Genomic DNA, 20,077 nt, shown 5'->3' with positions numbered 1-20,077 from the left:
GTTTTTGCCCCTGTCAAAGTTCAGAAAGGATACTTAACCGAGAAAAATACGCCTGCCGTAGCCAATTTTACTTTTCCGTAGCCTACTTTTCCTAAAGGAGTTTTGAACACAGGCTCTACCTGAAAAGTTAAACGTCTGAAAACCTGACGTTCATATCCTGCTGACAGATTAAATACACTGAACGGATAAGACCCTGTTTCTCCCTCCCATCCTTTATACTTAATGTAGGGGTCAGACGGGTTTTCGTAGTTATAACGATAGGTTTCTTTCAGCATGATATAGCTGGTGAAACCGCCGGACACAAACCATCGGCTATTGGGTCTTGTCGAAAGGTCATATCTTAAATTGATCGGGATATCCAGCATTGTGCACGTTGCATTTATATCTTTCAACGATGATTGCAGCGAGAGATAATCTGCCCATTCGTACTGCTCAGGCAAGGCGTCATATAATTTCGTAGAACGGATAACGCCTGTCTGAACACTGAGACGATTGTTGAAGCGGTATTCAAGCATCGCAGCCCAGTTACTTCCTATCTTACCTATGCGATTGGATGGAATAAAACTGAGGTCGGGAGATAAGGCCAGACGGACATTTAGTCCTTTTCTGAATACTGTATTTTCTGGTATCTGTTGAACTCTTACCTGAGAAACTGTTTTATAAGCTATTTCAGGCAGGTGTAAATGAGTCTCCGGTAGGCGTTGACGTATCGACAGTAAGTGAACCGGTGTTAGCTGAACACGTGTAGAGGTAGCCACTACAGCCGGGTCATTGAACTGGTTCTCTGATTTAGTACCCCGATTGTTGGTGGAATTTTCTGCCGGCTCACTATTACCGGACTTCGCCTTAATAGTAATATCTCCTGAGGTTTTACCTAATTCAACCGTGAGTTTTTGTCTTTTTCGCTTTTCTATACCAGCAGTTGCAATGTCCCTTTCGGTGTTTCCGGCCGAAGCTGGTGTTTGTGTTTTAAGGAGTTTTATACTTCTCTGTTTGTTATCAATTTTTTTAGACGCATCTTCGGATTCTTTTATTTCATTTTCAACCTTGTTTTTGAGTAATCCGGTATCTCCTTTTGGGTTGTCCACGGTTTGGACATTATTTACAATAGCTGTTTTTTTTGTTTCAGTACGCTTCAAATCTGCATTTTTCGTATTTGCCCCGGTTGTTTTTGTTTCATTTAATACACCTGCCGGCTTTTTTATCAGCAAGTAAATGCCACTTATCGTGAATAACAGCACTATAAGCAATGCCAGACCTCTCCTTTTCAGAAGATTACCACCCGTAACAGAACCTGACTGCGGCTTTGCGGCTGAGTCAAGTTTTTGATTCATTTTGTTCCATGCATCAGGGTCAAAGCCGATGTTGGTCTTCTCAGCCGATTGCCTGAAAAGATCATCCAACTCTTCATCTGATAGATCATGTATGTTTTTGCTCATTTTATTTAAAAGGCTTCCTTTGCAGACAGCCTGTTGTTTTAATTGTCTGTTAGTGCCCCATCAATTTTCATAATCATTTTTCTTAAGGCTTCTCTGGCACGTGATAAGTTTGATTTGGATGTTCCCACCGAAATCTGCAATTTTTGTGCGATTTCTTCGTGCGAATATCCGTCTATTACATAGAGATTAAATACCACCCTGTAGCCGGAAGGCAGCCGTTGAACAAGTTCCAGTAATTCTTCGTGATTCAATTGGCTTAAAGCATTGCTTTCGGGTGAAGACACATCATATGCTTCGTCAAGATTCTCGTGGAAATAGTGTTTTTGTTGGCTCCTGTAATAATCTAATGCGGTATTAACAATAATTCTTCTGAACCATGCCTTGAAAGGATAGGCCGAGTGCCTGCCTGCAGCATCGTATTGCTCTCCTTTGGTAAACACTTTCAGAAAACTATCGTTTACAATTTCTAAAGCTTCTTCACGATTGTGGTTATAACGCAGACAAACACCCATGGCGAAGCCATAGTACTGCCTGTAAAGCCTTTCCTGGCTTTGGCGGTCACCTTTCAAACTTGCAATAAGTAATTCTTCCGGACTATCAGGCAAATGATTTACCATAACTAATCTGATTACGCACAAAACGTATTCAGGGTTGCGTGCCTCTGAAAATACTACTCAACGATAATGAAAAATACGACAAAAAGCAATAGATACGCGACTAAAGTACCTGCTTCTCATTCAAAGCTGCTATTTCCCGAACGCAAAAGTTTCATTACATTTGAGTTGGTTTTGAAACGGTCAATAAAATGGTTTATTTATGGCGTCTTATTTAGACATTGCCCTGAGAGCACTGGTAGTTTATCTGTTTATGATTTTTGCCATCCGGCTTTTTGGTAAAAGAGAGCTGGCGCAGCTTTCAGTGATTGATCTGGTGTTTATTTTACTCATCAGTAATGCAGTTCAGAACGCCATGGTTGGTCCTGACAATTCTCTTGCAGGTGGGCTTACCGCTGCAGGCGTGCTTTTTGTGGCTAATTTTATTCTTAAAAAACTGATAGGAAGGTATGATTCCATCAGTAAACTGATACAGGGAGAACCCGTTATGCTGGTTTACAACGGGCAGATAAAAGAAAAGAATCTGGCAGTGGCTGGTTTTACGCTCGCCGAGTTGGAAGCAGCTATCCGTGAACATGGCGTTGAAAAAATTGAAAACGTAGATCTGGCTGTGCTGGAGGTTGACGGAAATATAAGCGTGCTGACCGATGATTTCAAGACGAGATCCCGGCGAAAGCGCATTCATAAGTCACTTCAGAACCCTAACGCAACTACATAAACAGGGCCTGTATTTCTTCTTTCAGAAACCTGAGTGCCTCTGTTGTAGGTTGCTGATTTTCGGTAATGACACGTTCAAAGATTTTTTTCGATAAATCAATGGCCGGTGCATCGGTTGGCAAGCCGGAGGCAGAGGTATTGATTAAGGCAACGACGTCGTTCATGGCCTGACGGATTTTCTCCCAGGCTTCATGCGACAGATACACCTGCTGTGAAAGGTTATGATTAAACTCTTCTCTTATTTCTTTTAATAACAACTGCTGAAAATCGAGCACCTGCATGGCATTGGTGCCTAACCGTACCAATAGATTGTTTGGCGTAATGCGTTCCATGAAGAGTGTCATGCGCTCGTACGCCTGCAAACGTATAGGGGTTATCAGTTCGTTGTTTTTCAGTTTTATTTCCAGCTGCTTTTGTTCAATCTGTTTTTGCAGGAATGTCTGAACGGTCAGGTACATGCCATATAAAATGGCAGCGGCAGGGATAAGTATTTTCAGTAATTCGGTCAATAAAGCCATTATTGCTTCTTCAGAGATTTATGATACAAAATTATAAATTACTCTATTAGGGAATGTAATGGAGTAGTGATTATTTTTGCTTGTATTTATTAACGATGCCGGCCAGATGATAGTATTTACGGAAATAGCAAAAGAAGAAATAATCAGAACCCTGAATTCTCCGCAGATTCCTGACGGTTACGCTTTGCGTGTAGGCATAAAAGGTGGGGCGTGTTCGGCAAATTATCTGTTAGGTTTAGACAAAGCCTCTGAAAGCGACGAGATTTATGAGGTTGAAGGCGTTAAAATAGTGATAGACCGTAAACACCTGATGTACCTGATAGGTGTTAAAATTGATTATACACAAACTGAGGCCGGTATGGGTTTCGTAATTCTGAAAGACTAAGGGTTTTTGGCATGGTTTTCGATTGAGTTTAGTCTCAGAACTTAATCGGTTTTTATGGATTGGAAGTCAGTTAGGAAACCATTATTGCTTATTCTTTCACTCGGATTTTTTGTTGGCGCCGGTCTGAACTTTTTCATCATTGAAAAGGGAACTTTCGTGTCTCCTGAGGAACGCTACGCGGTTTCAGTCAGAAAGAATGTCGGTGCAGCAATTGTTCGTTCGGTGAAAGATTTATCTGATATCATTTCGCGATATCATCAGGTAAAGGGAAATACCTTTGCTGATTACGAACTGGCAACCAGGTATCCCTACTATATTTTTCGTAACCGGCAATTGATCTATTGGTCAGACCACCATTTTGTTCCTCCTTATCAGGCAATTGCCGGAAATACAGAGACTTTCCTGTTAAGTACCGAAAACGCTAAGTATATCGTCAACGGTCAACGCTTCAACCATAATGGTGATAAAATAGAAATCTACTCGCTTGTTAATCTCTACCAGAGAGTTCTTACAGAAGAAGATTATAACCGCAAGATATTCTCAATAGAACCGGAAAACCTGTTGGATTTGCCCGTTAAAAACAGATATCTGAATATCACAGACAACAAAAACCGGTTTCTTTTTTCGGTTGTTCCACCGCAGTTAGAAAAACCGGTTATTCCGACACTTTCAGTTAACACATTGCTATGGGCAATTACCGGGGTCTTTTTACTGGGAATATATTTTGCCTTCTGGATAACCGATTTTGTAAGAATGCGATACTTTGGTCGTGCACTGGCTTTACTGGCGGCATATCTCATTTTTATCAGGCTTATGATGCTGGCCAACGGCATTCCTTTTCTGATTTACGGCTTCGACCTGTTTAACCCCAGAATCTTGACTGTTCATGCCCTCGCTCCTTCATTAGGTGCTTTATTGCTCAATGCTGTTGTGGGCTTTCTCTTGCTGGGTTATGTGGCGGTATATTTCTATAAGTCTAATACCTACTACAAGATTTTCGAGACACCGCCCATTGTACAGCATGTGTTGTCGGTATTGGCCGTAGCAATTACAGTATTGAACGCGTTTTTGTTTTACAGAAATCTGAGTCATATCTACCAAAAATCGGCGTTTACTCTGGAGTTTACGCTGAGCGTATATTTTTCATCATTGAAAATAGCTGTGTTGCTGTTTTATATTATTACATCCTGTGCCTTTTTTCTCACGACTCACCTGCTTTGCTGCCTTTTTTTAAAGCTAAACAAAGAGTTGAAAATGGCAATAGTAAAATGGCTGGTTGGTGTGCTGATTGGGTTATTAGTAATTGCTTTTATTGATAAATTCCGTTGGGTTTATGTAATTGGGCCTCTCTATTTTTTGATACTATATATCGGCCGTTTGCCCAGGTTTTTTTATAGTCTTAAATATAAAACAACACTCTATTTCATTTCAGGTGCTTTTGTTTCTGCGAGTATTGCTGTGTTTGTCATTATGGAAGAGGAGCAAAAAAGAGATTTTTTTGAGAAGCAGGAGTTTGCGAAGAAATATCTGGAAATCAATGATAAATCCGGAGAGCAACAACTTGTCAGGGCAGTTCAGACAATTGAGCAGGATACGGCTTTAGCTTCAGCATTAGCCCGGACAACACCTACGCTAATATCGGATATAGTTGAGCGCAAGATAACCGATTTTAAGCGGTACGATATTAGCATACTGGTTTTTAATAAAACGGGGAGGTCGTTAAATAAACCGGAGGACCCCGATAATTTTGACTTTTATCAGGATAAATTCCACAGGGATGAATATAAAACGGCAGATCCTCATGTTTTTTTGATTGATAGTCAAAATGATAGTATCGCCAATCAATATGTAGCTTTTATTCCTGTTAGTAAAAGTACCGGTCTGATTGGCCACGTGGTTCTGATATTGAAAGACAACCCGGCAGGCAATACCTATCAGAAATTGCTTAATGAAGAAAAATTAAACGAAGAACCTGAAACCCAAAAATATAGTTATGCCATTTTTGATGAAAAGAATCAGTTGATTTTTAATGCAGGTAATTTCAATTACGGCAGGCAACTTCCCGTTTCGGTAATAAATGGCAAAGAACTATATGAAGGGGGGATTGTACTGAATGGTTACCGGCACATTGGTAAATCAGAGCAGAAAGGATACAAAGTTGTTATTTCATCAGAATACTCAATCCTGCAGCGAGCGCTTTCCAACTTTTCGTTTCTGTTTTTCCTCTCAATACTTTTCATAGCAGGGGTATTAGTGATATACGCGCTGATATTTAGTTTCAGAAACAGACACACTAATTTTACGGGCAGGGTGCAGTTATATCTCAATGGTGCCTTTCTGTTGCCGGTAGTGTTGACAGTTATGGTTATTATCTGGGCGATTAAGTCAACTTTTGTAAGCAATCAGGATGAGGCGTATCTGGAAATTACTCAAAGTGTTTCTTCCGTTGTGCAGAGAAAACTAGAGAGTTTTAATAAAGATGGAATTGACAAAGCAACCCTGGTGCAGGAGATAAAAGATTTGGCCCGTGACAAAAAACTGGACATAAATCTGTACAATCTTAATGGAAGATTAAACCTGACGAGCCAGTCAATGATACACAGAGGTGGTTTACTTTCGGACTTCATCAACGCTGTTGCATACCGGCAGATTGTTGAAGGAAAAGACAATGTATGCCTGTTGACGGAGAACCACGGTAGCCTGAGTTATAAAACCGCTTATATGCTTGTGAAAGGATATAACGGGAAACCAACCGGAATAATCGGTGTTCCGTTTTTTGATGCCAAAGCAGAATTAGACCGGCCATTAGGTGCAGCCGTTGCGTCTGTTCTGAATACTTTTACAATACTATTTCTGCTTTTGTTGATTGTATCCTATTTTGTTGGCAGGCAATTGACCAAACCATTACGGACCTTAGCGCATCTATTGAAAAAGACAGATATTAATGAACTGAATGAAAAATTGAATTGGAGCTCGGAGGATGAAATCGGACTTTTAATGAAAGCATACAATAAAATGCTTAAAAGGCTTGAGGATAGTAAAACAGCGCTTGCGCAGAGTCAGAAGCAAACCGCCTGGCGCGAAATGGCCAAACAGGTTGCGCATGAAATCAAGAATCCGCTCACGCCCATGAAATTATCCATTCAACAGTTGCAACGTACTCTGACACTCGACAATCCTAAGGCAAAGGAACGGATTGAGAGAGCACTGAATTCGTTGACAGAGCAGATTGATAACATCAGTGAAATTGCTAACTCTTTTTCTGAATTTGCCAAGATGCCCGTGCCCCGGAGTGATGTTTTTGATCTGGTGCCTTTGATCAGGAAATCGGCTGATTTATATGCAGAAGACGAGAAAATAGCACTGAATGCCTATATTAAAGAAAGAACCGCTCTGGTAATAGGAGACCGGCAGTTTATGAGCCGGGTGATAACCAATCTGATTATCAACGGTATCCAGTCAGTTCCTGCAGGCAGAAGACCCATCATTAATCTGCGACTTTATAAAAGTGATGAAGACAAAGTAATCATTGAGATTCAGGATAACGGCTCAGGAATACCCGAGAACCATCGCCAAAAAGTGTTTCGTCCAAATTTTACTACTAAGGTTGGCGGTTCGGGCTTGGGTCTGGCGATGGCGCGTCGTGGAGTAGAACACGCAGGTGGTAATATCTGGTTTGAAACAGAAAATGGCCGTGGCACTACTTTTTTTATTGATTTACCTTTAAAAGCTATTCGCAGGTAATACAGTTTCATTTAATGATTAGTAGAAATACGGGCGTATATTGCAAAACTAACAACGGCAGGTCTTATCTTGCCGAAAAGAAATAACAAATGGATTTTTTTGATATCGAAAACATATTTTTTGAATTGATGGGGGTAAGAATGAGCTACCTGGAATTTTACGCCACTATAACAGGATTAGTAGCGGTTATTCTATCTGCTCGTGAAAACGTCTGGAGTTGGGTGGTTGGGTTATCTAACGTGGTGTTGGCGTTTATTATGTTTTATCAGATTCAGCTGTATCCGGATATGTTCTTACAGGTATTCTTTTTCATTACCAACCTGATTGGTTTCTGGCAATGGAAATATCCTAAGCAGGAAGAAGCCAACCTGAAAAATGAACTGAAAATAAGCCAGTTGTCGCTTCAACAGTTCGGTTTATTGACATTGATAGGGCTGGCTGGTACGTTTCTGTTAGGTACCTTCGCACGGAATCTGCACGAGTGGCTGCCTCTTGTATTCAGTAAGCCCAGTGCTTTTCCTTATATGGACTCCTTTACTACAATTATGAGTATTTTTGCGACATTTTTATTGATTCGCAAGAAAGTAGAATCGTGGTGGGTGTGGTTGGGAGTAGATATTATCAGTACCTATATGTACTTTGTGAAAGAGGTAAAATTGTACTCGCTCCTTTATGCAGTATTTTGTGTGATTGCCCTGTTTGGTGCTATCAGCTGGACGAAGGAATACAGAAAAGCAAAATAAAAGGGGGCCGTCAAGCGGCCCCCTTAGCATATTATTTCAGGCGTTCTTCAAACAATTTCAGAATCCGTTTATATTCATCCATCCAGGAAGTGGGCTCCACGAACCCGTGGTCTTCCATCGGATAACTCGCCATTTCCCAGTTGTCCTTTTTCAATTCTATCAGTCTTTGCACCAGTCGGTAAGAATCCTGAATATGTACGTTTACATCAACCATGCCGTGACAAATCAGCAGGTGACCTTTCAACCCCGCTGCATGATATATCGGCGAGCTTTTCCGATAGGCCAGGCTGTCGGTCTGCGGTTCATTCAGAATATTGGCTGTATAGCCATGATTATACGCCGCCCAGTCGGTCACAGGTCTCAGAGCCGCTCCGGCTGCAAAAACATCAGGAGTGGTAAACATGGCCATCAATGTGATGAAACCACCGTAAGAGCCACCGTAAATACCTATTTTCTTAGGGTCTATGCCATATTTTTCTACCAGTAATTTAGCGCCATCCACATTATCGGTCAGGTCTTTGCCTCCCATAAAACGATAGATGCCTGTACGAGAATCGCGACCATAGCCTGCACTGGCACGGTAGTCGATATCCAGCACGGTATAGCCTTTGTCAACCAATAGATTGTGGAACATGTATTCGCGGAAATACTGGCTCCACCATTTGTGTACGTTTTGCAGGTATCCGGCACCATGCACAAAAACAACCGCCTTTTTGTTTTTTAGCTTTTTGGCAGGCTCGTAAATACGGGCATAAATATCAACGCCATCGCGGGCTTTAAAAGTAATTACTTGCGGCTCCTTCCAGTTGTAAGCTTTAAATTCATCTGTCAGTGACGAGGTCAACTGCTCGGCTTTAGCTGCCGGGATATTGTCTTGTACAAACAACTCCCATGGTTTGTTCATGTATGAATACCGTACGGCTATGGTTGATTCATCCGGAGAAAGCGTGGCTTCGTTACCACCGGCGATACCGGTTGTTTTGATGCGCTCGCCACCTGTAACAGCCATTTTATACAAATGTGTTTCGCCGGGATGCACTTCGTTGGTACTCAGATAAAACCATTGCTTATCTTTAGAAAGTTGAGCTTGCTGTACTTCAAATTTGCCGGAGGTCAATTGTTTTTTCTCTCCTGTATTTACATTGATTGTATAGAGGTGCGAATACCCATCGGCTTCTGACTGAAAATAGATGGTTTGTTCATCAATCCAGTCGAGGTTACCCATGCTGAGTGTAAAGCCGACACCGGGGCCACCTATCCAGGCTTCGTCATGCTGGCGGTCTAAAAGTTTAAGTTTGCCAGTTTCTGCATTCAGTAGCATAATCCAGCGGTCTTTGTTGTCGAACGAACGAACCACCACTACTGCCTGTGAGCCGTTTTCTGACCATTTGGGTCCTACAACAATTATTTTACGACCCGCCTGTTTTTTTTGCGTCGTGTCTTTTTTAGGATAATCTTTCAGAAATTCAGCTTGTTGGGTAAGACCTGCCAGATCTTTTGTGCCAATCTGGTAAACCGTATCCTTTTTGGTATCGTAAATGAAACTTTCATAGCTGCTCATCGGGCTACCGACTTTGGTACGTGCAGGTAGGTCTTCCGTAAAGCCGGATTCAGTTACGTAGCTTGGCACGATGGTGGTTTTCGCACCAACAGCCGGAGTAGACAAGCGATAAGTAATGAAACGTAAATCGGGGCTTACGATTGGTGTCTCAAGGTTCTTGCCTTCCAGATAAATCTCCTTTGGTCTTTTTGGCTGATCGGCTTTGGTATTTTTTTCAGTAGCGTCTTTCTTATCTTTTCTTTCTTTCAGAATTTCAAACAAGGCCAGTTGGTCTGCTTTGAGCCACTGTTCTTCCTCATTTAATTTCGCCTCCGGTTTTTTGTTGCCTGTTATGAAGTTTGATAGTTGCGAAATGAACCCATCTGCCAGATTGAGGCTAAACAGGTTACCACTTCTTGAAAAAATAATTTTTGTTTCGTCTCCGCTGAAGTACGGGTTCGATTCTCTCTCAATTGTATTGGTGAGTTGTTTGGTTTTCAGGGTTTTGCAATAAAAAAGATAGAGTTCTCCCTGTTTTTCATATACCTTTAATGAATAATCACGGTTATAGATGCTTTGCGGTGCGGGCAGGTTTCTTCTTTCTTTTGGGGTAACTTTTACAGGAGTCTTGCCGGGCAGCACAATCTTGTAAAGCGAATCCGATTTGTTTTTATCGGGGTTCCACGAAAAATAGATGGTTTTAGAGTCTTCTGACCAGAAAATATTGCTTGGCGAAGTCCCTATCCATTTGTAGGGCTCCTGCATAATTTTCTCGACAGTCAGTTGGGCTTGGGTTGTGAAGGAGTACAATAAAACAGTAAGTAGAATGAAGTGTTTTTTCATATGTTTCAGGGTGTAATTAGTTTTGACAAAATTACTGTATTTTATTAAGTTTGCTAATGCGAACCAAGTTATTAGAGAATAGGCTGTTGTGCAAAATTATAAGGTATATTTTTAAATGCAACATTGCCCGACAATGATGGTGGGGCAGGGCAGACAAAATATAGGCTTAGAACTGAAAGGATTTTCAAACTTTTACGTTTAATAATAAAAAACAAAGATACACCCTCAGAACCCGATTATATGCAGTTTCTCTTTCCGTCTTTTTTGTGGGGTTTGTTGGCTATTTCGATACCAATCATTATTCATCTGTTCAACTTTCGTCGTACCAAAAAGGTATTCTTTACCAATGTGGCGTTTCTGAAAGTGGTGGAAACCGAAACAAGTTCTTTCAGACGTATCAAGCAATGGCTTATTCTTGCAGCAAGGGTTTTGTTTCTTATCTTTTTAGCTGTAGCCTTTGCACAGCCCTTTTTACCTGCCCGTAATAATCGTGCCGGGCATTCGACCGGTTTGGGAGTAAGCAGCATGTATCTGGATAATTCGTTAAGTATGCAGAATACTACCGAAAACAAACGTTATTTAGACCTGGCTGTTACAAAGATTGATGAATTGCTGACGTTGTTTAGCCAATCGCCGAATGTGCAATTGATAACCAACGATTTCTCGGGTGAAGATCAGGCCGTGACCAATACTACCAAAATTAAAGACAGGCTTACTTCAGTAGGGTTATCCCCTAATCCGCGAACCCTGGAGAATGTATATAAACGCCAGAGAAGCCTTGCTGAAAAACATAATGCCAGTGCGGGCAACCAGTTTTTCTGGTTTTCTGATTTTCAGAAAAGTACTGCCGGTGATTTGAAAAACATCAGAATAGATTCATTAGACAAGCTGTTTCTGGTGCCGGTGAGGGGTAAGGCCTCACAGAATGTTTTTGTTGACTCCGTTTGGTTAGCTTCACCGTTTATCAGAGAAATGCAGAACAATGTATTGTATGTAAAAGTGTTTAACTCGGGCGATAATGAGGTGGAAAAATTACCGGTGAGATTGTTTATCGATAACACGCAAGCATCTACGGCGTCGGTAGATATTGCACCGAATAGCTCGGCTATAGCAACTTTTAATTTTACTGTAAAAGACAGGGGCTTTCATAAGGGTAAGGTATCTTTCGATGACCAGCCCGTTACCTTCGACAACGATTATTATTTTGTGCTCGATGCATCGCCTGTTATTCAGGTATTGCACTTGTATCAGCAGCGCAGTGCGGCAGATTACATCGGCAAGGTCTTTGAAAACGACAGTCTTTTTGCCTATAAAGCATATAGTGCAGGCAATGTAGATATAGGGCAGTTTAAGAATGCCAATCTGATTGTAGTTGAAGGAGTAGAGGAAATAAACGGAACTTTTAGAGCCAGTCTTGAAGAATTTGTACGGCAGGGAGGAAGTTTACTGATTTTCCCTCCGGCAAGACCCGATGCCGATGATTACGGACAGTTCTTATCCGGTTTTGGTGTTACCAGTATTGCAGTTAATAATCAGGCGGCACTGCCTCAAAGCCAGTTGCCTGTGGCCGAACCTGACCGGAAAAATCCTTTTTATGCCGATGTATTCGAGCGGACAACCCTGCAGGGTGTTACTAATACACCTCTGATGCAACCGGTGCTGAGCTGGTCGGGAATAGGAGAGAAGATATTGACTTTTAAGAACCAGCAGAATTTCATTACTGCTGCTAATATAGCGAAGGGTAAGGTATATGTATGTGCGTCGCCTCTCGAAAGAACCTACGGTAATTTTGCCGAACATGCCTTTTTTGTACCAACCATGTTTAAAATTGCTTCGACGAGTGTGAAACATGAAAGAGCAGCCTATAATTTCAGTGAAGGCAGTATTACGGTTGATGTGCCTGATGCAAAAAAGAATGCCACATACAAGCTCAAAAATATAGTAACAGAAGGAAATACCAATCGTATTGAGATAATTCCGATACAGCGTATCAATGGCAACCAATTGACACTGGAATTACCTAAAGCTACCCAACTAAGCGATAACCAGTTGTTAGAGTCGGGATACTATGAGTTGCAGCTGGATGGTAAGACGGAAAAGCTTCTGGCCCTGAACCACGACAATGAAGAGTCGAAAATGGAGTTTTATACTCCTCAGGAATTGAAAAGTTTTTTTACCGGACAAAAGAATGTAACTGTTTTTGATAATCTGCTGGATGGAGACTTTGTGAAGACTTTCCGGGAAAATAATATCGGAACACCCCTTTGGAAATACTGTGTGATGCTCGCCCTGGTTTTTCTTTTAGCAGAGATTTTGTTGATTCGGTTTATAAAGGGATAAATAGACCATACTAATTAAAAAGCCTTCTGATTATTAATCAGAAGGCTTTTTAATTGATGCGGTATGCATTATTTTGCAGTATTGAACACAAATAAATCGGCAAATGCCCAGTTGCCGTTTTCCTGTCTGCCACGTTGAACCACCAGTTGATTTGGGCCACGTTTTTCATAAATGATTCTGACCGAACCATCTTGTTTTTCGAACAATGCCCAGTCTTTCTTCGACTCAATGAAACGGTAGCGGTCTGACACCTCTTTTTCTTCCACGCCTATCAGGCCCGGTTTAAAGTGTTTTACCAGCACAATGGGGCCATTTTCGGTTTGTTCGAAAATAAGCATTTCGTACATGGTTACTTTGTCGTCTTTCATCATACGTATAAATCCCGTCAGGTTGTCGCCGGCAGGTTTGGCCCAGAAAGCCTCAATAGGCCCGCCATTAAATGTGCCCTGCCAATGGCCATGCATAAAAGCTACATCATTAAGCGTGGCTTTCCCGGATTGAGCCAGGGCTGATTTGCCGGCTATGACGAAATTAAGAAGCAGAGAAAGAAAGAGAATAGTACGTACTGAGTTTTTCATAGTTATATTGTAGGTAAACGGATTGATAATTAGCCAGATACAAAAATAGGGCTTATACGCATATAAGCCCTATTTTGAAGATTTATTTTATTATTGATTTTGGCTCAACTCTCTGTCGGTTTTGCAAAGTCAGAATCGGTAGTCTATGGTAGTTCCGGGCGGTAGTCGAGTGTAAGTAATTCTCCGATTTTTTCATTGCCCCATCGACCCTCAAAAATAACGGCAAGCGGATTGATCCGGTGACCGTTTTTCTCAATTAGGGCAGGAGGTTCCAGCATGGAAAGAACAGAAGTCTGCGGCACGTTCTTCTGTCCGGGGGAAAGAAACTGCGGTTCTTCAAATTCTTTGTTATATACCACGTATAGATGATTGCTGAAATCAAGCGTAAATATATCATCCAATGCACTGATGACTTCAGACTCTTTCAATGGAGTTTTTACCAGGTATTGTACATGGCGGGCAAAGCTGCTGGTCGATAACTTTCTGAGAGATTGATCAGCCTTTAGTTTAACATCGGCAGAATCAATCATCATTTTTTCCGTAGATGCCTGGCTGATGATATTCCCCAGACTGTCTTTTCTTTCAGGCAACAGGGGTACTGAAAAAAACTTTTTTTGCTCCCTTATCAAACGGTGCATTACAAAGCCCTCCTGTTCAAGGCGTTGTTCGATAAGTGCTTTAAAAAAATGCTGGGACGACCCGTAATAGGCTTTGAGTCTGTTTTCTGCCCATTCTTTTCTCTTTTTAGCGCTTTTGGTTTTCATCTCTTCAAAAAACGGATAACCATAAAACGATATATACTGGTTTTTAAAATGATAGCTAAACTCTTCCAGTTGATACTTAATTATGTAACCCAGTTCTTTATTCTCAATTTCCAGTGGTTCGTCTGCTGTGATAATCAATTCGGTGTCATCATCATTCATACTGAAATTCAGTGCTTTCGGGTTTTTCAATTTGCAAGCTGCTGAGAAACTTGTTTTGCCTATAAATCCTTCCTGAAAAAGATAAAAGTATTGTTTATAGCCATCTTTTATTCTCTTGATGGTTACACCCTGCAGCGCAATGGCATCGGCCTGGAGTACAATAAGAAGTGGTCTTTTAAGGGTATCGGTTTTTAGTTGCAACGAAAAGGTGGAATAGCCTACATAACTAATGACCAGGTCTATGGTACCCGACGGTACATTGGTAAGTTTGAATCTCCCTTTTTCATCTGTTTGCTGGCCTTTAGTGGTATTACTGATAAACACGTTGGCAAATATCAACGGTTTCTTGTCAGAAGCGTCAACAACTCTTCCTTCAATGCTTAACTGACCTGAACTCAACAAGGGGAAACCAAGTATCAGGACAAAAAAGGCTGCAATTCGGATATTCATTTGTAGTTGAATAAGATAAATTTAGAATAACAGTACAAATTTAAAAACTAATTTTTTAGTTCTAGGTTAATTAAGGTTAAAATAGATTTCTGGAAGATGTATATTAAAGATTTGTACTACTAAACCGCATTTGAAATGCGCCTGAGTTTTCTTATTATTGAGTAAATTTTCAAACTAATGGAAGAACAGAAGAAAATAACCAAGCACTACACGAATGACGAAGTAACGGTTGTCTGGCAGCCGCATATATGTATCCATTCGGCGATATGTTTCAAAGGGCTGCCCCATGTGTTTGACCCTCGCAAACGTCCGTGGGTTACACCGGAAAAAGAAACAGGGCAAAGAATTATGGAACAGATAGATAAGTGCCCTTCAGGCGCTTTGTCTTATTTTATAAACGAGGTGGGAGAGAAAGAAAAGCAGATTGACAACGAGACTATCATTGAAACCGCACAAAACGGCCCTTTGTTGGTATATGGCAATATTTCAATAAAGGATGCTGAAGGGAACATTACTAAAAAACACAAGGTGACGGCTCTGTGCCGTTGTGGGTCTTCAGAGAATAAACCCTTTTGTGACGGTACCCATACCAAAATAGGTTTTATGGCATAGCACCACTTAAATTATGACCAAAATAAAAGCCACTTGTTTTATGCAAGTGGCTTTTATTTTATAAATACCTATTAGCTATCGCCTTCTTTTTCAAGGTCGGCTAATCGTCTTTTTTCTTCTCGGGCCGATATGATGATACTCACTTCATACAGAATATATAAAGGGAATGCTACCAGCAACTGGCTGGTGATATCGGGCGATGGTGTAATAACCGCTGCTACGATCAGAATAACAACCACTGCGTGGCGGCGGTAGGTTCTCATAAACTGCGGGCCAATGATGCCTATTTTAGTAAGCACAAAAATGGCAATAGGTAATTGAAAGGCCACACCACAGGCTAATGTAAGGGTAGCCAGTAATGAAATATAAGAACTGATATCGAACTGGTTTTCAATACTTGAACTAATCTGGAAATTAACAAGGAAGTTAATGGCCAATGGCGAAACTATAAAATACCCGAACAACACACCAGAAAAGAAAAGAAAAGTAACATAGAAAACCGCGCCTCTGGCCGATTTCTTCTCCGTTACTTTCAAGCCCGGTTTAACAAATCGCCAGATTTCCCAGAAAACATATGGAAATGCAAAGACCAGACCAATGATTGCCGCCGAAGTAAAGGCCATAATGAATTGTCCTGATACCTCACGGCTCATTAAACTAAACTGAAGTTTCTCTACACATAGCCCGGGTGCACCCACGGCTGTCCCAAGTTTACACATCATCCGGTAGGTCCAGAAATCTATTTTCGACGGCCCCAGAATAACGGTATCATAGATATCTCCAATATAAACAAACGCTAGAACCATGAAGATAACGATAGCAACAGCGGCACGAATCAGGTGCCAGCGAAGTTCTTCAAGATGGTCAAGAAACGACATCTCATTCCCTTCTTTCTCCTCGTTATCATTATCGTAATCGTAATAAGGGGTTTGATCTAACGGCATTTTATTTCAATAATTTTCGTTGATGTACTTTATACCGCGTTATTATTTCTTGGCGGTGCTGTCTTTTTCTACGGTTATTTTACCGCTTTTCTTATCTTCAGCGTATTTCTTATTCAATCCTTCCAATACTTGTTTGGTAATATCGAGGTCTTCTTTGGCATACAATACACCACCGCCTTTCGAATATCCGATCACCATGTCATATTTATCACTGGTGTTGAATTCTTTTAGATAATCATGAATTTTATTCAATATATCTTCAGTCTTCTTTGCTTCTTCCTGCCCCAGTTGTTGCGCGTTTTTATCACGATATGCCATCAGATTTTGTTCTTCCTGTTGCAATTGCATCTGCGTGGTTTGTGCCTGCTCCTGAGTCATGTGGCCTTGTTGTGCTCTTTGTTGAAAAAACGCCACTTTGTTCTGGAATGTACGGGCTTTGTTGGCTAAATCGTTTTCCAACTGGAATCTTTTATTTTCTGATGCCTTAAGAATGTCTTTGTAATAATCGTATTTGGTAAGCAAAGTGTCTGTATTTACATAAACAATGCGGCCTGACGACTGCGCGCCACTTGATGGTGTTGAAGTAGAAGCAGATTTGTCACAACCCCAGGCAATAATTGAAACTAATAGAACGAAAACTGAAAGTTTTTTCATGAGAAAATAAATTAGAGTGCACCACAGGTATGATGTACTATTAAAAGGTATTTAATAAATTTTATGCAAATAAAGGCTGCAAAGATAGAAAAACCAAACTAAAAAAGACTGACTAGCAGGGCTTTTATTTGGTTAATTTCCTGAACTGATAGCCTGCCAATGCTGAAAACCCACCCACAAGGCCTCCAATAAGGGCCATTATGACCAAAAAGGAGATTGAGAACGGAATACTGTTAAGAAATTTCAGGTTATCGGCAAAGAGATTTCCTATCCGATTCAGTATGAGTCCGTCGGCAGTAATGTTCAGATAAATGGCGTAGGCGAGCCAGAGTGTAGCAATGGCGCCTGCTCCTGATAACCACGCGCTTTTTCCGGATTTTGATGTGAATAGGCCCACAAGAAAGGCAATTGGTGCAATGACCCACCAGGGCAGAAACACCTGAGCAATGGCACTGATAATTAGAATTCGAATATATGACATGAGATGACTTCGTTTAATAATTGAATTGTAAACTAATAACGATATAGTTATTTCTTAGCTGTTATTTTGGTGGTTGATACAATTTTGCTGCTTTTTTCAGTTTTGGTTTTCATAAACAGCAACTCGTTTAATTCACCATGGGCCCATTTATCTATCATATTGTCATAATAAGGGCTGCCGGGATCACCTGATTGCCCACCCGGATACAAACCATAGGCTTTAGGCCATTCTTTATCCAACTGCACCACCATTCTCCACGACGGCCCGTGGGTTTCTGAAGTGGCATTTACTATACCCGGGCCACCCCCGTTAGGTATATCTTGTTTGCCAAACCCGGCTAATCGCCCTAAGTGGTTAATATCTGTACTTTTTACTTTTGTCCATGCCCATGTTTTGGCATCAAGAGGCCCCAATTTGGCAGTTAAAGAATCAACAGTAGCCTTGAAGCTGCTTTTTACAATATCCTGAGCTGTTTCTACTTTATCTGTGGTATTTATGTTGTCAAACCATTTGGCATTGGGTTGATTTTTTATCAGATCCCAGGTGCGGTCTCTCGTTGGATGCGACATCAGCACGCCGGTATCTTTCGTAGGGAATTCATCTTCCCAGACCCATGCTCTCAATTCTTTTACCCATCTTTCAAAAATAGTAGCGCCTATTTCATCGGGGTCGTTTTTCATGTTCCATTTGGCAAGTGTCTGATACGCCGCATTGTTTTTGTTGGCAGGGTCTTCAGCCAGTATTTTCAAAATATCGGGCAATACGCGACGCGCCTCAACATTGAAATTATCATTCTGTACCGAACGCAGGCTGTCAACGGTTGCCAGGTGCATGGCATTCAGGCGTTCATTGATACGCAGTCCTCTCTCAGCCGGAGCAAATTTCCATCCTAAATAATAAGGATAGGTCGGGTCAGTAGAAAACTGGTTAGCCGAACTCACAAATCCACGTGGCGGATTTTTCACCGTCGGATTCTGCGTTGCTGGTATCCAGCCCTGCCAGTCATGAGCCGGGTTGGAGCCGTCTAATATAAACTTGCCTTGTTCTTTCCACTTTAAAGGAAGCTTGCCACTAGGTGTAATGGCAATGTCATTGTGATTGTCGGCAAAAACAAAGTTCTGCGCTGGAGCCTTATAGTCGATTAGGGCCTTTCGGTAATCGTCATAGTTTTTAGCACGATTCAGATAATAGAACGCCATCAGGTCAGAGTTGTCTTCTATATGTCCCACCCATTTCATGGCATGGCCGATAGGTACATTTTTACTGAAACTATTGTTTTCAGCACGGTTATACAGTACCGGACCATGATGCGTGTAGAAAACGGTATCCTTTAAAGACTCGGTTTTTCCTTTGATTTTGAATTCTTCAATAAGCAGCGTGGTTGGTTTCCATGCTCCGTTATACCAGTATTCTTTCTGAGTTTTGTCTTTGAATTTGATCTGGTAAAAATCCATTACGTCAGACCCCACGTTGGTTACGCCCCAGGCAATGTCTTTGTTGAAACCAATGGTTACACCCGGTGTGCCGGGTAAACAGGCGCCGTAGACATTCATGGTAGGAGTAGACAATTGCATCTGATACCAAATAGATGGCAAGGTTAATTGCAAATGGGGGTCGTTTGACAGAATAGGCAGACCTGTGGCCGATCTGCTGCCACTCACAGCCCAGTTATTACTGCCGATTTCTGGCGCAGGCGCAGCTATATTAAAAGCTACTTTTTCTGAGTTCTCAGGTTTCGCTGCAATTTCGGCAGGAACGGCCGGTACAGGTACCGGAGTGAACTCCCATTTGGTACCTACCGGAATAATAGGAGATTCTATTACGGGGTAGTCCGGAAAAAGTTCTTTTACTACATCAGTCCCGTATTTTGCCAGCACATGGCTCATTCTGAAATCTTCACTGCCTCCGTTGAGCACGTTGCGCATGTTCATGAGCATCAGAATAGTTTTGTAGGGAGACCATTCCTCCGGCTTGTAGCCTATTATTTTATATTCAACCGGTAAATCTTTATATGATAACTGGTTGATGTAAGCGTTTACACCTGCGGCGTATGCTTTCAGTATTTTAAGTGGAGCATCACCCTCTTTATAACTGGCAGTAATTTTTTTGGCTGTTTCTGCCATACCCAATCGGCGATTGTAGCGGTCAAGCTCCAGTGCTCTTTCTCCTACCACTTCTGACAACCTCCCTGCAGCAGCAAGTGTATAAAATTCCATTTGCCATAGACGATCCTGCGCCACCAGGTAGCCTTGGGCAAAGTAGAGATCGTCTTCGTTCTGAGCAAATACGTGCGGCACGCGATTGTCATCAAAAACAACGGTTACTTCCTTTTTGATGCCTTCCAGACGTAGTTCTTCCGGAGCAGGCTTTGCTCCTCCGTTTTGCCAGAAACCCTCAAACGGATTGAATAATTTTCCTAAGGCTGGTAATGCTCCGAGGGGGTTGTTAAAAATGTAAACCAAACCAGCAGCCAGTAATAGACTTACAAAAAACCTGATGAATTTCATAGATGATTCAGTATTGAAATAAGGTAGGATTAAAGTTAATAGTTT

Annotated in this window: 16 protein-coding genes; 6 read left to right on the top strand and 10 right to left on the bottom strand. The window is 41.4% G+C overall.

Translation table 11 applies throughout. The features are described 5' to 3' along the window. Window positions 1–20 precede the first annotated feature (20 nt). On the bottom strand, window positions 21–1,439 hold the full coding sequence (locus AC1RRY_RS10385; RefSeq protein ID WP_492821132.1) for a porin family protein: 1,419 nt from the start codon (window positions 1,437–1,439) through the stop codon (window positions 21–23). 38 nt (window positions 1,440–1,477) lie between these two features. Then, on the bottom strand, window positions 1,478–2,056 hold the full coding sequence (locus tag AC1RRY_RS10380; RefSeq protein ID WP_492821134.1) for an RNA polymerase sigma factor: 579 nt from the start codon (window positions 2,054–2,056) through the stop codon (window positions 1,478–1,480). A 199-nt stretch (window positions 2,057–2,255) separates the two neighbouring features. On the opposite strand from AC1RRY_RS10380, the gene AC1RRY_RS10375 reads away from it, so the two are divergent. After that, on the top strand, window positions 2,256–2,771 hold the full coding sequence (locus tag AC1RRY_RS10375; RefSeq protein WP_492821136.1) for a DUF421 domain-containing protein: 516 nt from the start codon (window positions 2,256–2,258) through the stop codon (window positions 2,769–2,771). Here the strand turns inward: AC1RRY_RS10375 and AC1RRY_RS10370 are convergent. Then, window positions 2,764–3,288, bottom strand: a complete 525-nt coding sequence (locus AC1RRY_RS10370) for a DUF7935 family protein (RefSeq protein ID WP_492821138.1) — start codon at window positions 3,286–3,288, stop codon at window positions 2,764–2,766. The genes AC1RRY_RS10375 and AC1RRY_RS10370 overlap by 8 nt on opposite strands. A gap of 106 nt (window positions 3,289–3,394) precedes the next feature. Here AC1RRY_RS10370 and AC1RRY_RS10365 point away from each other — a divergent pair, with 106 nt between their 5' ends. From AC1RRY_RS10365 to pnuC, 3 genes are all read left to right on the top strand, one after another. After that, a complete protein-coding gene (locus tag AC1RRY_RS10365; RefSeq protein ID WP_492821140.1) occupies window positions 3,395–3,673 on the top strand; it encodes a HesB/IscA family protein in 279 nt (92 codons plus the stop codon). A gap of 54 nt (window positions 3,674–3,727) precedes the next feature. Beyond that, a complete protein-coding gene (locus AC1RRY_RS10360) occupies window positions 3,728–7,417 on the top strand; it encodes a sensor histidine kinase (RefSeq protein WP_492821142.1) in 3,690 nt (1,229 codons plus the stop codon). An 89-nt stretch (window positions 7,418–7,506) separates the two neighbouring features. Then, on the top strand, window positions 7,507–8,160 hold the full coding sequence (pnuC, locus tag AC1RRY_RS10355; RefSeq protein ID WP_492821144.1) for a nicotinamide riboside transporter PnuC: 654 nt from the start codon (window positions 7,507–7,509) through the stop codon (window positions 8,158–8,160). Window positions 8,161–8,191: 31 nt separating this feature from the next. On the opposite strand, the gene AC1RRY_RS10350 is transcribed toward pnuC, so the two are convergent. Beyond that, the gene (locus AC1RRY_RS10350) at window positions 8,192–10,543 is read right to left on the bottom strand and encodes a prolyl oligopeptidase family serine peptidase (RefSeq protein WP_492821146.1); all 2,352 of its coding nucleotides are present in this window, start codon (window positions 10,541–10,543) and stop codon (window positions 8,192–8,194) included. Between the two features lie 240 nt (window positions 10,544–10,783). On the opposite strand from AC1RRY_RS10350, the gene AC1RRY_RS10345 reads away from it, so the two are divergent. After that, on the top strand, window positions 10,784–12,883 hold the full coding sequence (locus AC1RRY_RS10345; protein WP_492821148.1) for a BatA domain-containing protein: 2,100 nt from the start codon (window positions 10,784–10,786) through the stop codon (window positions 12,881–12,883). A 68-nt stretch (window positions 12,884–12,951) separates the two neighbouring features. Here the strand turns inward: AC1RRY_RS10345 and AC1RRY_RS10340 are convergent, their stop codons facing one another. Both AC1RRY_RS10340 and AC1RRY_RS10335 read right to left on the bottom strand, forming a co-directional pair. Then, window positions 12,952–13,461 carry a DUF6265 family protein gene (locus AC1RRY_RS10340; RefSeq protein ID WP_492821150.1) on the bottom strand — a complete coding sequence of 170 codons (510 nt, stop codon included), beginning with the start codon at window positions 13,459–13,461 and terminating at the stop codon, window positions 12,952–12,954. A gap of 143 nt (window positions 13,462–13,604) precedes the next feature. Next, on the bottom strand, window positions 13,605–14,834 hold the full coding sequence (locus AC1RRY_RS10335) for a carboxypeptidase-like regulatory domain-containing protein (protein ID WP_492821152.1): 1,230 nt from the start codon (window positions 14,832–14,834) through the stop codon (window positions 13,605–13,607). 177 nt (window positions 14,835–15,011) lie between these two features. Here AC1RRY_RS10335 and AC1RRY_RS10330 point away from each other — a divergent pair, with 177 nt between their 5' ends. Next, window positions 15,012–15,446, top strand: coding sequence for a (4Fe-4S)-binding protein (locus AC1RRY_RS10330; protein WP_492821154.1), 435 nt, complete (start codon window positions 15,012–15,014; stop codon window positions 15,444–15,446). A 71-nt stretch (window positions 15,447–15,517) separates the two neighbouring features. Here the strand turns inward: AC1RRY_RS10330 and tatC are convergent, their stop codons facing one another. From tatC to AC1RRY_RS10310, 4 genes are all read right to left on the bottom strand, one after another. Further along, window positions 15,518–16,390: a twin-arginine translocase subunit TatC gene (tatC, locus tag AC1RRY_RS10325; protein ID WP_492821155.1), complete on the bottom strand. Its 873-nt coding sequence runs from the start codon at window positions 16,388–16,390 to the stop codon at window positions 15,518–15,520. Between the two features lie 42 nt (window positions 16,391–16,432). Continuing rightward, window positions 16,433–17,044 carry an OmpH/Skp family outer membrane protein gene (locus AC1RRY_RS10320; RefSeq protein ID WP_492821157.1) on the bottom strand — a complete coding sequence of 204 codons (612 nt, stop codon included), beginning with the start codon at window positions 17,042–17,044 and terminating at the stop codon, window positions 16,433–16,435. A gap of 124 nt (window positions 17,045–17,168) precedes the next feature. Beyond that, complete coding sequence (locus AC1RRY_RS10315; RefSeq protein WP_492821159.1) at window positions 17,169–17,525, bottom strand: hypothetical protein; 357 nt, start codon at window positions 17,523–17,525, stop codon at window positions 17,169–17,171. 47 nt (window positions 17,526–17,572) lie between these two features. After that, window positions 17,573–20,032: a penicillin acylase family protein gene (locus AC1RRY_RS10310; RefSeq protein ID WP_492821161.1), complete on the bottom strand. Its 2,460-nt coding sequence runs from the start codon at window positions 20,030–20,032 to the stop codon at window positions 17,573–17,575. Between the last annotated feature and the right edge of the window lie 45 nt (window positions 20,033–20,077).

The sequence above is a fragment of the Emticicia sp. GW821-FHT11C11 genome, assembly GCF_058808615.1.
Note: the sequence above shows the minus strand (reverse complement) of the source record. Positions and strands in the feature narration are given on the sequence as shown.

What these genes read in the sequence shown, in the direction of transcription:
- AC1RRY_RS10385 (WP_492821132.1), bottom strand. Translation starts at nt 1,439, where the DNA reads ATGAGCAAAAACATACATGATCTATCAGATGAAGAGTTGGATGATCTT.
- AC1RRY_RS10380 (WP_492821134.1), bottom strand. Translation starts at nt 2,056, where the DNA reads ATGGTAAATCATTTGCCTGATAGTCCGGAAGAATTACTTATTGCAAGT.
- AC1RRY_RS10375 (WP_492821136.1), top strand. Translation starts at nt 2,256, where the DNA reads ATGGCGTCTTATTTAGACATTGCCCTGAGAGCACTGGTAGTTTATCTG.
- AC1RRY_RS10370 (WP_492821138.1), bottom strand. Translation starts at nt 3,288, where the DNA reads ATGGCTTTATTGACCGAATTACTGAAAATACTTATCCCTGCCGCTGCC.
- AC1RRY_RS10365 (WP_492821140.1), top strand. Translation starts at nt 3,395, where the DNA reads ATGATAGTATTTACGGAAATAGCAAAAGAAGAAATAATCAGAACCCTG.
- AC1RRY_RS10360 (WP_492821142.1), top strand. Translation starts at nt 3,728, where the DNA reads ATGGATTGGAAGTCAGTTAGGAAACCATTATTGCTTATTCTTTCACTC.
- pnuC (WP_492821144.1), top strand. Translation starts at nt 7,507, where the DNA reads ATGGATTTTTTTGATATCGAAAACATATTTTTTGAATTGATGGGGGTA.
- AC1RRY_RS10350 (WP_492821146.1), bottom strand. Translation starts at nt 10,543, where the DNA reads ATGAAAAAACACTTCATTCTACTTACTGTTTTATTGTACTCCTTCACA.
- AC1RRY_RS10345 (WP_492821148.1), top strand. Translation starts at nt 10,784, where the DNA reads ATGCAGTTTCTCTTTCCGTCTTTTTTGTGGGGTTTGTTGGCTATTTCG.
- AC1RRY_RS10340 (WP_492821150.1), bottom strand. Translation starts at nt 13,461, where the DNA reads ATGAAAAACTCAGTACGTACTATTCTCTTTCTTTCTCTGCTTCTTAAT.
- AC1RRY_RS10335 (WP_492821152.1), bottom strand. Translation starts at nt 14,834, where the DNA reads ATGAATATCCGAATTGCAGCCTTTTTTGTCCTGATACTTGGTTTCCCC.
- AC1RRY_RS10330 (WP_492821154.1), top strand. Translation starts at nt 15,012, where the DNA reads ATGGAAGAACAGAAGAAAATAACCAAGCACTACACGAATGACGAAGTA.
- tatC (WP_492821155.1), bottom strand. Translation starts at nt 16,390, where the DNA reads ATGCCGTTAGATCAAACCCCTTATTACGATTACGATAATGATAACGAG.
- AC1RRY_RS10320 (WP_492821157.1), bottom strand. Translation starts at nt 17,044, where the DNA reads ATGAAAAAACTTTCAGTTTTCGTTCTATTAGTTTCAATTATTGCCTGG.
- AC1RRY_RS10315 (WP_492821159.1), bottom strand. Translation starts at nt 17,525, where the DNA reads ATGTCATATATTCGAATTCTAATTATCAGTGCCATTGCTCAGGTGTTT.
- AC1RRY_RS10310 (WP_492821161.1), bottom strand. Translation starts at nt 20,032, where the DNA reads ATGAAATTCATCAGGTTTTTTGTAAGTCTATTACTGGCTGCTGGTTTG.